The sequence below is a fragment of the Streptococcus parasanguinis genome, from assembly GCF_047465465.1.
Taxonomy (GTDB): domain Bacteria; phylum Bacillota; class Bacilli; order Lactobacillales; family Streptococcaceae; genus Streptococcus; species Streptococcus parasanguinis_AI.
Genome location: NZ_JASGZU010000002.1, coordinates 165,524 through 177,419, shown reverse-complemented (window position 1 = coordinate 177,419; position 11,896 = coordinate 165,524). Strand labels below are relative to the sequence as shown.

Sequence of the window (11,896 nt, the reverse complement as noted above, 5' to 3'; positions counted from 1 at the left end):
TCAGTATCCAATGAATAGAATAAATGTGAATCAAATAAAACAAGTTGGAGCCTTCACTTTCCTCTATTTTCTTGCGATTGGACTGGGGGTCTTAGTTGGAAATCTGGTCGATCATCAAGGAAATATGTTTTATGCTCCTGCCTTTTCAGCCCTGTTTGGCGGGACGATCTACCGCTATTATCTAGAAAAAATAAAAGGAGTTGGATCTATCTTTATAGTTGGCTGCGTGATCGGATCCTTCTTTCTCTTTTCGCGTCATGGTGCAGGTGCCTTTATTCCAGCCTTGATCGCCGGAAGTTTTGCGGAGATGGTCGCCTCAAGTGGTCGTTTTCGCTCGAATTTACGAAATGCCTTGTCTTTTGTTATTTTTGCCTTTGCGACAACAGGGCCCATTCTTATGATGTGGTTCTATCCAGCCAGTTACCGCATGTCGTTACTGGATCGTGGTAAATCGATAGACTATGTCAATCGGGTGATGGTATCACCAGATCTAGCGACCATCACTTGGTTTGTCCTCACGGTCATACTGGGTGCTGGATTAGGATGGGGACTATCGAACTTCCTTCTTCCATTATTGGTCAAAAAAGGAGATAAAGATGCACAATAATTTACTAGTTCTTCAGTCAGACTTTGGTTTGGTGGATGGAGCAGTATCAGCTATGATTGGGGTTGCTTTAGAAGAATCACCAACCCTTAAAATTCACCACTTAACTCATGATATTACCCCCTACAATATCTTTGAAGGGAGTTACCGTCTCTTTCAGACAGTAGATTACTGGCCAGAAGGGACGACCTTTGTTTCGGTGGTCGATCCGGGGGTCGGTTCCAAACGAAAGAGTGTGGTAGCTAAAACGGCGAAAAATCAATACATTGTCACTCCGGATAATGGCACTCTCTCTTTTATCAAGAAACATGTAGGGATTGTTGCTATCCGTGAGATTTCAGAGGTGAAGAATCGTCGAGCCAATACAGAGTTTTCTTATACCTTCCATGGCCGTGATGTCTACGCCTATACCGGAGCTAAGTTGGCCAGTGGTCATATTAGTTTTGAAGACGTCGGACCAGAACTCAGTGTCGAACATATTGTGGAAATCCCAGTGGTTGAGACGGTTCTTGAGGACAATCTTGTTAAAGGTGCGGTTGACATCCTAGATGTGCGCTTTGGTTCTCTTTGGACTTCCATTACTCGGGAAGAGTTCAATCATTTGTCACCCGAATTTGGGGAACGTTTTGAAGTAACCATCTATAACAATGACATGCTGGTTTACCAAAACCAAGTAACCTACGGTAAGTCTTTCGCCGATGTGCGAATTGGACAGCCAATCCTTTATATCAATTCCCTTTATCGTGTTGGTCTTGCCATCAACCAGGGATCCTTTGCCAAGGCCTATAATGTAGGAGTTGGGGCTTCTTGGCATATCGAGATTAGAAAAATGGAAAATTAATAGGAGATATCAAAATGAAACAGAAATCATTATTTTCAATTAAAGATGTTGTAGCTATTGGGGTTGGAGCAGCCCTCTTTGTCGTGATTGCTATGTTGCAAATCCCTGCACCTGCACCGAATACGAGCATTCAGTTGCAATATGCCCTTCAAGCTCTCTTTAGTGTAGTCTTTGGCCCAATTGTTGGCTTCTTAATCGGCTTGATTGGTCATGCCATTAAGGACGCTATGTCAGGTGGTCTTTGGTGGACTTGGATCATTTCAAGTGGTTTGTTTGGACTCTTTGTTGGTTTTTTCCGCAAACAAATCGGTGAATTCAAAGGGGAAGTGACAAAGAAAGAATTAATTGTCTTTAACGTCGTTCAAATCGTATCCAACCTTGTGATCTGGGGCTTGATTGCTCCAGTTGGAGATGTCTTGATCTACAAGGAAAGTGCCAATAAAGTCTTCCTACAAGGTGTTGTTGCCGGTTCATTTAATGCTTTAACAGTAGCTGTTGCAGGTTCTCTTCTCTTGATTGCTTATGCACGTACTCAAACAAAAGATGGAAGTTTGACCAAAGATTAAATGTACAGAAGATAAGAGAGTGGGACAGAAATCGGTAATTCGTTAGAATTCGATTTCGTCGTCCCACCTCCGCACAGTTGAGTAGGGCTGTAAAAGCTGATGAAATCAGCGTAGTAGAGTCCACTCAACCACTGTGTCTTGCTCGACAATCCAAAAATAATTGAGAGGCTAGGATTTTTGTCCCAGCCTCTTTTTTGTTTTGTAAAAAATATTTTTTACAAAATGTCATATATATATTGCAAAATAGAAAATATAGTGTATAATAAAGCTATAAAAACAAGAAAGGAAAAGCCTGTGGCGAAAAATCTCAAATTAAAAATGGCCCGGGTCGAGCATGATATGACCCAGGGGGATCTTGCAGATGCCATTGGAGTGACGCGCCAGACCATCGGTCTGATTGAGGCGGGAAAGTATAACCCAACCCTCAGTCTCTGCCTTGCCATCTGTAAGACCTTGGATAAGACGCTGGATCAACTGTTCTGGGAGTAACAGTTTTAATAATAGAAAGAGGAAACATATGAAACAAAAGAAAGAACCAATTGTAAAAGATGAACGGACCATGCTACTTGATGGAAAAATCGCAGGAGAACTTGTCCTTGGCATGACCTGCTTTATTGCCCTATCTGCCTTTGTGAAATCCAGTATCCTGGACTTAGACCTAGTCGCTTATCTCCCTGAGATGTTCCTTCTGATTGCCATGGGAGCCTATGCCTTTGTGAGAAGGATCAGTTCAGGGATTGATGTTCGAGATATGTTAGAAAAAGATAGCTGGTTGAGTCGCCTTGGGTCAGGTCTATTCTTTGCTGTGCTTGTGACAGCTATGGATGTGATTGGAAAGCGAGAAGCAATGAGCTTTATCTTGAGTCCCAAGTATCTGGTCAAAATTTTATTAGAAATTCTCGTCTTTGCCATCCTGACAGATCTGCTTGAAAAACCACTTGCTCTTATCAATCGGAAAAAACAAGAGAAGATCGAGGCAGAGTTAGAGGATGAAGAATAAGGAGGAAGAGATGAGATTACAATTGCTGAACAAACAAATCATAGATGAACGAGAAGAAGGCTTAGCTAATAAGGCTGGTGCTGAGACAGCTGTTTTCTTTTCCTTGCCTTAACTGTTTTTAGTGTAGGATCCATTTTTACATCTAAGGTGGTGCTGAGTCCAATCAAGGTGGTAGCCTTACTCATCGTCTCAGGATTGTATTACTCTGTTCGTTGTCAACGATTGGGTGTGAAATTTATTAGTTATAGTTATCTAAATGTGACGGGAATTGTAGCAGTAACCTCTATTCTCTCCTTGTTCATCTGGGCTCAAAATTTTCAATTAAACCTAGCTGTTTATCAGTCTAATCCCTTCCATTCAAAATTCTTACTAGTACTTCCAATTACCTTTTTACTGAATCTTCCAATTGTATGGGGAGTGAATACCCTTGTAATGCTTCTTGCAAAAGTTGAGAAAAAACGCTATGAAGCCTATCTGGATCAGATGGAAAAGGAAGAGTAGGAAGTTGGAACCCTGGTTTCGTCGTATAAAAGTCTGGGAAACCAGGCTTTTATTTTTCAGTCAAATAAATTGCATTCGTTTTCTTGGGAGAGTATACTGGTATAGCTGAATGAAAAATTCTGATAATTTAATCTTAGAAAAGAGAATATTATGGCAAAACCTATTCGCGTATTACTCTACTACCTCTATACCCCCATTGAAAATGCAGAACAATTTGCGGCTGATCATTTGGCCTTCTGTAAATCAATCGGCCTTAAAGGTCGTATCCTAGTCGCTGACGAAGGGATCAACGGAACCGTTTCTGGTGACTACGAAACAACGCAAAAATACATGGACTACGTTCACAGCCTTCCAGGTATGGAAGACCTCTGGTTCAAGATTGATGAGGAAGAAGAGCAAGCTTTCAAGAAGATGTTTGTACGTTATAAGAAAGAGATTGTCCACCTTGGTTTAGAAGATGATAATTTCGATAACGACATCAATCCCCTTGAAACGACAGGTGCTTACTTGTCTCCAAAAGAGTTTAAAGAAGCTCTTCTCGACGAGGATACCGTTGTCCTTGATACTCGGAATGACTACGAGTACGATCTTGGTCACTTCCGTGGGGCTATTCGTCCAGACATCCGCAACTTCCGTGAATTGCCACAATGGGTCCGTGATAACAAGGAAAAATTCATGGACAAACGCGTTGTCGTCTACTGTACTGGTGGAGTCCGTTGTGAGAAATTCTCGGGTTGGATGGTGCGTGAAGGCTACAAAGATGTTGGTCAATTGCATGGCGGAATCGCCACTTACGGGAAAGACCCAGAAGTTCAAGGCGAACTGTGGGATGGGAAAATGTACGTCTTTGACGAGCGGATTGCAGTCGACGTCAACCATGTCGATCCAAGCGTTGTCGGCAAAGACTGGTTTGATGGAACGCCATGTGAACGCTATGTCAACTGTGGAAATCCTTTCTGTAACCGTCGCATCTTGACTTCAGAAGAAAACGAGGACAAGTACCTCCGTGGTTGCTCACATGAGTGCCGGGTTCACCCTCGCAATCGCTATGTAGAAGAACACAACTTGTCACAAGCAGAGGTTGCTGAGCGTTTGGCCCTTATCGGTGAGACGCTTGATGGAGCACCTGCATAATGGAAACAAACAGTCTGAAAGCTCAGGCTGTTTTTATATGGAAATTGATTGAAAATTGTGCTATACTTTAGGTAAGCGATTTCACAAAGGAGAAAACAAATGAGTATCGTGTTTTCAATCAAAAATAAAAAGAGCTTATTTGGCTATCAGAAAGTACTCGCAGCACAGGAAGTTCTTAAATTGGTAGAAGGGTTGACAACCTACAACTATGATCCTGCTACCCTTCATCGTCCCTTAAATGATTTTGAAGGCTTGAACTGTATCGTATTTGGTAAGAGCGGTCTTCCTCTGCAGTTACGCTATTTTGATGAGGAAGAGTCTTATCAGATTCAGGTGCCCTCTTTTGCGATAGAAGAAGATTGGCAGTTGGCCCTTCGATGGCTTAGTCGCCTAGGAGAAGTATTAGGAACGGAGATTGTGGCCAGCGACGGCGTGAGCTATACTCCAGATTCTATTTTCCATTTTGATTATGAAGTCATTATCCTAGAAACGCTGGGTAATGTGACCAAGGAAAAAGATCTAAAAGAGTTTGAAGTACAAGGCTTCGCTCATCCAGTCTATTTGGATCGGGATACAGTGCAGGAAGTCTTGAACCATGTCCATCCACTAGAAGCCTACTCTGCCTTTATCAAGAAGATTCAATATAGTGCAGCATATTTCAGTCAAGTCCGTTTTTATCAACAGGAGGAGACAGGAGCCTTCTTAGCCAGCTATAGCTTGACAGAAGATACGGATACGGTCTTGCCAAGCGTGCCACATGTTCCTGCAGAATATGTAGAAATTGTGGGCTTAGCAGGTATCATTGATTGGCGGGTGCTATTGGTAGCGATAGATGGAGATCCGGATAAGCCAGAAAATTACCATCCAATTGGGTCTCTTGCTCTGAAGAACCTTATAGAAGCGCTAGAGCCAGATGAATACCAGCTGCTAGATGCTAGTCAAATTGAAATCAAAAAATTGTCCAAAGAGCGCTTGCTAGAATTAGCGCAGTTGGAAAACAAGTAACAATATCGTAGGGAACTGTCCTTCCAACGTTTGATCCGAAAAATCTAACGTCTGGGAGCAGTTCTTTTTTTATGCTCTTCCTTTGATCAAAAACCAATGACTAGGCTAATTATGGTATAATAGGGGCCTAGAAGTAGAATGAAAGAGGTGCACGAAATGCTGTTAGAAGAATTTGATGCCAATCGACAGGCGATTATCAATCCACAAGACTTACACCAACCAATTGAAGGATTTCCCAAAGTAGTCATCTCTTGCTTTTCAAGAGTAACTTTTGCGCGCCTCCTTGAGAATTATGACCATGAGGTCATTGCAAGAACCTCCATGGCCAATTTTGAAGTCCTGGTCTATGGGATCACTATTGGAGACCAACAGATTGGTGCCTTTAATGCACCAGTTGGGGCTGCTTCCTGTGTGGGGATTATAGAGGATTTGATTCAATTTGGGATGGAAAAACTGGTGCTCTTTGGAACATGTGGGGTTTTAGACCGTGATATCGAAGCAACCTCCATTATCATTCCAACAGCTACTCTTCGCGACGAGGGGACTAGTTACCACTATCTTCCGGCTAGTGATGAAGTGGAAGTAAACAAGAAACCCCTCCCTCTCTTCCAAGCCTTTCTGGACAGTCACAAGGTTTCTTATCAGTCAGGAAAAGTGTGGACGACAGATGCACCCTACCGGGAAACCATCGACAAGATGAAGCGACGAAAGGAAGCGGGAGCCATCTGTGTGGATATGGAATGTTCGGCAGTGGCAGCCCTAGCAGCTTATAGGGGCTTTGAGCTCTGCCATTTCTTCTACGCAGCTGACCACCTCTCGGAAGAAAAATGGGATATCCGAACCTTATCTAGTCATGAGGATTTAGATAGCAAGGATCGAATCGCAGAGTTAGCCATCCAATTTGCGCTCTTTTGGGAAAAGGCAAACTAAATGAAAGAAGCAATGATTGAACTGAAGGATTTTTCCTTCCAATACAAGGCACAGTCTGAACCAACCTTGAAAAATCTCAACTTAACCATTTATAAGGGGGAAAAGGTTCTGATTGTTGGGCCGTCTGGTTCTGGTAAGTCAACCATTGGCCAGTGCTTAAATGGGATTATCCCTAATATCTATAAGGGAACCAGTAGTGGGCAATTCCTCATTCAGGGGAAAGAAGCCTTTGATCTCAGTATTTATGAGAAATCTCACTTGGTTAGTACGGTTTTGCAAGATACAGATGGCCAATTTATTGGTTTGAGTGTCGCAGAAGACTTGGCTTTTGCTCTTGAAAATGACATGGTGGATCTGGGAACGATGAAAGAGCGTGTGCAGAGTTGGGCAGAACGCTTGGATTTGATGAAGCTCTTGGATCATCGGCCACAAGATTTGTCCGGTGGGCAAAAACAGCGAGTGAGCTTAGCAGGTGTTCTGATTGACGAAAGTCCGATCCTCCTTTTTGATGAACCACTGGCTAATCTAGATCCCAAGTCGGGTCAGGATATTATTGATCTGATTGATCAGATTCATGAAGAACAGGGGACGACCACCATTATTATCGAACACCGTTTAGAGGATGTACTCTACCGTCCTGTCGATCGGGTTATCTTGATCAATCAAGGTCAAGTTCTCTTTAATGGGAGCCCAGATGAGTTGTTGAGGACGACACTGCTGGCTGAAAATGGGATTCGAGAACCCCTCTATTTAACAACTCTTCGCCAGCTTGGACAGGATATCAATCAATTGGAGCATCTGGATCGTTTGGACGATATCCAACTGGATGATGTAAATTGTGTGATTCCAGAAGCGACCTTTACTAAAACTGGTGAAGCAGAAGAACTATTGAAGTTGGAGCAGATTTCCTTTGCTTATCAAGAAAATCATCCGATCTTAAAAGATATATCACTCACGATTCCGAAAGGGCAGCGCTTAGCGATTGTTGGGAAGAATGGGGCAGGGAAATCAACTCTTGCGAAAGCCATCTGTGGATTCATTACCACAGAAGGGCAATACACCTCTAGAGGCGAAGATATCAAGCAGGAGAGTGTCAAGGAACGGGCTGAGCGAGTCGGCTATGTCCTGCAAAACCCCAATCAAATGATTTCGACCAATATGATTTTTGATGAAGTCGCTCTAGGTTTGCGCTTGCGGGGGATATCGGAAGAAGATATTAAGGAGCGTGTCTATCAAGCACTGAAAACTTGTGGTCTCTATGAGTTTCGTAAATGGCCGATTTCTGCCCTCTCATATGGGCAAAAGAAACGGGTGACCATCGCCTCTATACTAGTTTTAGGACCAGAAATTTTGGTCTTGGACGAGCCGACAGCAGGTCAGGACCAACGCAATTACACTGACATCATGGAATTTCTAGATAGCTTGCAAGAAAAAGGCCATACCATTGTCATGATTACCCATGATATGCAACTGATGTTGGATTATTCTGATCGTGCACTTGTGGTATCAGACGGACAAATTCTAGCTGATCTCTCACCTGCAGAGCTGTTCACTCATCCGGATATTTTACAAGAGGCTAATCTCAAAGAGACTTCGATTTTTGCCTTAGCCAATCGATTAGGAATGGATCCCTTGGCGCTAACGCAGTTTTATATGCAACAGAAAGGAGTAGATCATGAAGCATCGATTAGTCGGCTACCATGAGGGGACGAGTTTTCTTCATCGCCTTTCAGGTGCGAGTAAGTTACTCTTTCTTCTTTTTGTATCTCTTGCGGCCATGTTGAGTTATGATACCCGGCTCCTTCTAGGAATTGGTGTGGGCGCCTTGCTTTTATTCTCTACAGCTCGTATTCGATTTCGAGATATTTCATTTGTACTTGCATTTGCTTTTGTTTTTGCACTGTTAAATGTTGTCATGGTCTATCTCTTTGCCCCCCAGTATGGTGTAGAGATCTACGGGGCAAAGACAGTACTGATGAAGGGGTGGGGCTCCTATAGTATCACCTCGCAGGAACTCTTTTATCTTTTTAATCTAGCTCTTAAGTATGTCTGTACCATACCTCTAGCCTTGATTTTTTTGATGACGACCCATCCTAGTCAGTTTGCTTCAAGCCTCAACCAAATTGGCGTATCTTACAAGATTGCCTATTCTGTCAGCTTGACTCTGCGTTACATTCCTGACGTACAAGAAGAATATCAAACGATTAAATTGTCTCAGGAAGCCAGAGGGGTGGAGTTGTCCAAAAAGGCCAAGCTGATCCAGCGGATCAAAGGCAATTTGCAAATTATCTCCCCCTTAATCTTTAGCTCACTTGAACGAATTGACAGTATTTCTACAGCTATGGAACTGCGTCGCTTTGGTAAAAATAAAAAGCGGACCTGGTATTCTCATCAAGCCATGGAAATGAAAGATTATGGGATGATTCTATCAGCCTTAGCTGTTCTGGTCTTGAGTATTGTCCTGATCTTTGTCAATCAGGGACGTTTTTACAATCCATGGAGGTAATGACATGTCAGAAACGATTTTAGTAACAGGAGCTTCAGCTGGCTTTGGTCAAGCGATTTGCCGTCGCTTAGTAGCAGATGGATACCGTGTGATCGGGTCAGCTAGACGCATCGATAAATTACAGGCCCTTCAAGAAGAGTTGGGAGAAGCCTTTTATCCCCTGCAAATGGATGTGACGGATCTTTCTCAGGTAGATCATGCACTTGCCAGTTTGCCAAAAGATTGGGAGAGAGTGGATGTTTTGGTCAATAATGCTGGCTTGGCTCTAGGCCTCGCCCCAGCTTATGAAGCAGAGGTCGCAGACTGGCTGACCATGATTCAGACCAATATTGTCGGTTTGACCTATCTGACAAGGAAAATCTTGCCCCAGATGGTGGAACGAAATGATGGCTATATTATCAATTTGGGCTCTACCGCAGGAACTGTGCCTTATCCAGGGGCCAATGTTTACGGGGCATCCAAGGCTTTTGTCAAGCAATTCTCCCTCAATCTTCGGGCGGATCTAGCTGGCAAAAAGATTCGTGTCAGCAATATTGAACCCGGTCTTTGTGAAGGGACAGAGTTCTCTTCTGTTCGCTTTAAAGGAGACGAAAAACGGGTAGAAGCCCTCTATCGTGATGCCCATGCCATTCAGCCTGAAGACATTGCTAACACCGTAGCTTGGTTGATCCAACAGCCCAAGCATGTCAATGTCAATCGGATTGAAATCATGCCGGTTTCACAAACCTTTGGCCCTCAACCCGTTTATCGTGATTAAAAAGAGAAGCAACCACTCCACAAGGGGTTGGTTGTTTTTTATGTTTCCTCTGGTATAATAGAAGGCAAAGTAAGGAGAAAAAGATGACAGCTGCGTTAATTATTGGTTCTACAGTTTGTGATGTGATGATCTACTTGGATCGTTTGCCAAGTCGTGAAGGAGATGCCCATATTGATCACCAGCAATGGTCTGTGGGAGGTTGTGCCTTTAATGTCGTTAATATCCTTCATTTTTTGTCGCAACCCTACCAGTTTGTCTCGCCAGTTGGTTCTGGGATGTATGGTGATTTTATTCGGAGAGAGTTGAAACAATTAGGAATTTCCTCTAGCATCTCATTAGAAGGGGCCAATGGTTGCTGTTACTGCTTTGTAGAGTCTGATGGTGAGCGGACCTTCTTATCGGACCACGGAGTGGAGTATAGCTTCCAAGCGGAGTGGCTAAAAGAGATCGAGACAGATCGGTTTGATTACATCTACTTGTGTGGCCTTGAAGTCGAGGAGCCAACCGGTCTTGCATTGGTCCAGTCTATTTCGCAACTAGAAGGCCAGGTGATTTTCGCACCTGGGCCACGCGGACTCTTGATTCCAAAGGAACGACTGGAAGCAATTTATGATCTGCATCCAATTCTCCATGTTAATGAGGCTGAAGCACTGGCTTTTTCAGGGTGCAGAGAGATCCAGCCAGCCATCGAACACTTGTATCAGAGAACGGGACAATTGGTCATTGTCACCTTGGGTGAAAAAGGAGCGGTTGCCTATGATGGCAACTGGTATGAGGCAGACGGTTTTCCAACAGAAGTCGTCGATACAGTAGGTGCTGGAGATAGCCACGTAGGCGCTTTTATTGCAGCTCGTTTAGAAGGTTTAGATATGACACAAGCCTTAAGTTTTGCCAACAAAGTCTCTAGTCAGATTGTTGCAAGTAAGGGGGTTCATCTGACAAAAGAGCAACAAGAAGCCCTGCGAACAGAATTGAAACAAAAATAAAAAAGAGAGTGGGGCAGAAATCGGTAATTCGTTAGAATTCGATTTCGTCGTCCCACCTCCGCACAGTTGAGTAGGGCTGTAAAAGCTGATGAAATCAGCGTAGTAGAGCCCACTCAACCACTGCGTCTTGCTTGACAATCCAAAAATAATTGAGAGGGCTAGGACTTTTGTCCCAGCCTCTTATTTGACGTTATCCGCTTGGCCCTTTGTATCTTACTGAAATGAACACGGGCTGCGGATTGTGTCAAAAAGATGAATCCTCCTAGAATCTTTTGGATTCTGCGTCGAATTCCCTATTTTGACTTTATCCGCTTAGCCCTTTGTATCTTACTACAATGGACGCTTATTGGGCATGCCTGCTTTTCTTGGGTATTTATTGGGTGTTTCTTTTTTCTTTTCGACTACAGTGATATAGCGTGGATCGCCATTTGGCAATTCATATTGTAAATTGTCTTCAACCTTGCTAAAGAGCAGGTTGAGGGCGTTTTTGGCTTCTTCCAACTCTTCTGGAGCATTGCTGGCCTTAAGAGCAAGAAGACGTCCCCCTACTTTCAGGTAAGGAATGGTCAGTTCAGAGAGGACCTGCATGCGGGCAACCGCGCGGGCGGTTACGATATCAAATTGGGCACGAAAGGCCTTATCTTGTGCAAAGTCCTCCGCACGTCCATGGTAGAAATGAACTCCGCTCAAGCCCAACTCTTCAGCCAGCAAGTGGAGAAAATTGATCCGCTTATTGAGGGAATCAATAATGGTTACATCTAGCTCAGGGAATAGGATCTTCATTGGTAGACTCGGAAAGCCAGCACCCGCGCCGATATCCAAGAGACGGATGGGGTGGCTTTCGATCAAACCTTGTAAAATGGGTGCGATAGAATCATAAAAATGCTTGAGATAGACTTCGTCTTTTTCGGTGATGGCAGTGAGATTAATCTTTTCATTCCATTCCACGAGGAGCTCAAAATAGCGTTCGTATTGCTCTTTTTGACGGTCAGTTAATGGGAAGCCGAGTTCGGCTAAACGGGCATAAAATTCTTCTGGTTTCATGCTTTTATTTTACCACAAAATA

At 43.5% G+C, this 11,896-nt stretch carries 14 protein-coding genes; 13 read left to right on the top strand and 1 reads right to left on the bottom strand.

Going from position 1 to position 11,896, the window contains the following annotated elements; genetic code table 11:
• Positions 1-10 precede the first annotated feature (10 nt).
• The 13 genes from QM351_RS05305 (at position 11) to QM351_RS05245 (ending at position 10,830) form a co-directional block, all read left to right on the top strand.
• Positions 11-607: an MptD family putative ECF transporter S component gene (locus tag QM351_RS05305; protein WP_070449867.1), complete on the top strand. Its 597-nt coding sequence runs from the start codon at positions 11-13 to the stop codon at positions 605-607.
• On the top strand, positions 597-1,445 hold the full coding sequence (locus QM351_RS05300; protein WP_070449864.1) for an S-adenosyl-l-methionine hydroxide adenosyltransferase family protein: 849 nt from the start codon (positions 597-599) through the stop codon (positions 1,443-1,445). Before QM351_RS05305 ends, QM351_RS05300 begins: the two co-directional genes overlap by 11 nt.
• A gap of 14 nt (positions 1,446-1,459) precedes the next feature.
• Positions 1,460-2,011: an ECF-type riboflavin transporter substrate-binding protein gene (locus tag QM351_RS05295; protein WP_003008479.1), complete on the top strand. Its 552-nt coding sequence runs from the start codon at positions 1,460-1,462 to the stop codon at positions 2,009-2,011.
• A gap of 294 nt (positions 2,012-2,305) precedes the next feature.
• Positions 2,306-2,500, top strand: coding sequence for a helix-turn-helix transcriptional regulator (locus QM351_RS05290; protein WP_003005328.1), 195 nt, complete (start codon positions 2,306-2,308; stop codon positions 2,498-2,500).
• 28 nt (positions 2,501-2,528) lie between these two features.
• Positions 2,529-3,011 carry a DUF6773 family protein gene (locus QM351_RS05285; protein WP_414326840.1) on the top strand — a complete coding sequence of 161 codons (483 nt, stop codon included), beginning with the start codon at positions 2,529-2,531 and terminating at the stop codon, positions 3,009-3,011.
• 150 nt (positions 3,012-3,161) lie between these two features.
• Entirely contained in the window at positions 3,162-3,512 is a 351-nt protein-coding gene (locus QM351_RS05280) for a DUF6773 family protein (protein WP_414326838.1), read from the top strand.
• A gap of 150 nt (positions 3,513-3,662) precedes the next feature.
• Complete coding sequence (locus QM351_RS05275; protein ID WP_214259964.1) at positions 3,663-4,646, top strand: rhodanese-related sulfurtransferase; 984 nt, start codon at positions 3,663-3,665, stop codon at positions 4,644-4,646.
• Positions 4,647-4,745: 99 nt separating this feature from the next.
• Positions 4,746-5,651 (top strand): DUF4299 family protein, encoded by a 906-nt coding sequence (locus QM351_RS05270; RefSeq protein ID WP_414326836.1) that lies wholly within the window; start codon positions 4,746-4,748, stop codon positions 5,649-5,651.
• Between the two features lie 156 nt (positions 5,652-5,807).
• A complete protein-coding gene (locus QM351_RS05265) occupies positions 5,808-6,581 on the top strand; it encodes a nucleoside phosphorylase (protein WP_414326834.1) in 774 nt (257 codons plus the stop codon).
• Positions 6,582-8,285, top strand: a complete 1,704-nt coding sequence (locus QM351_RS05260) for an ABC transporter ATP-binding protein (protein WP_023918938.1) — start codon at positions 6,582-6,584, stop codon at positions 8,283-8,285.
• The gene (locus tag QM351_RS05255) at positions 8,257-9,087 is read left to right on the top strand and encodes an energy-coupling factor transporter transmembrane component T family protein (protein WP_227223963.1); all 831 of its coding nucleotides are present in this window, start codon (positions 8,257-8,259) and stop codon (positions 9,085-9,087) included. The genes QM351_RS05260 and QM351_RS05255 overlap by 29 nt, the downstream gene beginning before the upstream one ends.
• A 4-nt stretch (positions 9,088-9,091) precedes the next feature.
• A complete protein-coding gene (locus tag QM351_RS05250; RefSeq protein ID WP_287312465.1) occupies positions 9,092-9,844 on the top strand; it encodes an SDR family oxidoreductase in 753 nt (250 codons plus the stop codon).
• A gap of 83 nt (positions 9,845-9,927) precedes the next feature.
• Entirely contained in the window at positions 9,928-10,830 is a 903-nt protein-coding gene (locus tag QM351_RS05245) for a carbohydrate kinase family protein (RefSeq protein ID WP_414326831.1), read from the top strand.
• Between the two features lie 330 nt (positions 10,831-11,160).
• On the opposite strand, the gene rsmG is transcribed toward QM351_RS05245, so the two are convergent.
• Entirely contained in the window at positions 11,161-11,874 is a 714-nt protein-coding gene (gene rsmG / locus QM351_RS05240; protein WP_414326829.1) for a 16S rRNA (guanine(527)-N(7))-methyltransferase RsmG, read from the bottom strand.
• Between the last annotated feature and the right edge of the window lie 22 nt (positions 11,875-11,896).

What these genes read in the sequence shown, in the direction of transcription:
- QM351_RS05295 (WP_003008479.1), top strand. Translation starts at nt 1,460, where the DNA reads ATGAAACAGAAATCATTATTTTCAATTAAAGATGTTGTAGCTATTGGG.
- QM351_RS05245 (WP_414326831.1), top strand. Translation starts at nt 9,928, where the DNA reads ATGACAGCTGCGTTAATTATTGGTTCTACAGTTTGTGATGTGATGATC.
- QM351_RS05270 (WP_414326836.1), top strand. Translation starts at nt 4,746, where the DNA reads ATGAGTATCGTGTTTTCAATCAAAAATAAAAAGAGCTTATTTGGCTAT.
- QM351_RS05285 (WP_414326840.1), top strand. Translation starts at nt 2,529, where the DNA reads ATGAAACAAAAGAAAGAACCAATTGTAAAAGATGAACGGACCATGCTA.
- QM351_RS05300 (WP_070449864.1), top strand. Translation starts at nt 597, where the DNA reads ATGCACAATAATTTACTAGTTCTTCAGTCAGACTTTGGTTTGGTGGAT.
- rsmG (WP_414326829.1), bottom strand. Translation starts at nt 11,874, where the DNA reads ATGAAACCAGAAGAATTTTATGCCCGTTTAGCCGAACTCGGCTTCCCA.
- QM351_RS05255 (WP_227223963.1), top strand. Translation starts at nt 8,257, where the DNA reads ATGAAGCATCGATTAGTCGGCTACCATGAGGGGACGAGTTTTCTTCAT.
- QM351_RS05275 (WP_214259964.1), top strand. Translation starts at nt 3,663, where the DNA reads ATGGCAAAACCTATTCGCGTATTACTCTACTACCTCTATACCCCCATT.
- QM351_RS05265 (WP_414326834.1), top strand. Translation starts at nt 5,808, where the DNA reads ATGCTGTTAGAAGAATTTGATGCCAATCGACAGGCGATTATCAATCCA.
- QM351_RS05305 (WP_070449867.1), top strand. Translation starts at nt 11, where the DNA reads ATGAATAGAATAAATGTGAATCAAATAAAACAAGTTGGAGCCTTCACT.
- QM351_RS05250 (WP_287312465.1), top strand. Translation starts at nt 9,092, where the DNA reads ATGTCAGAAACGATTTTAGTAACAGGAGCTTCAGCTGGCTTTGGTCAA.
- QM351_RS05260 (WP_023918938.1), top strand. Translation starts at nt 6,582, where the DNA reads ATGAAAGAAGCAATGATTGAACTGAAGGATTTTTCCTTCCAATACAAG.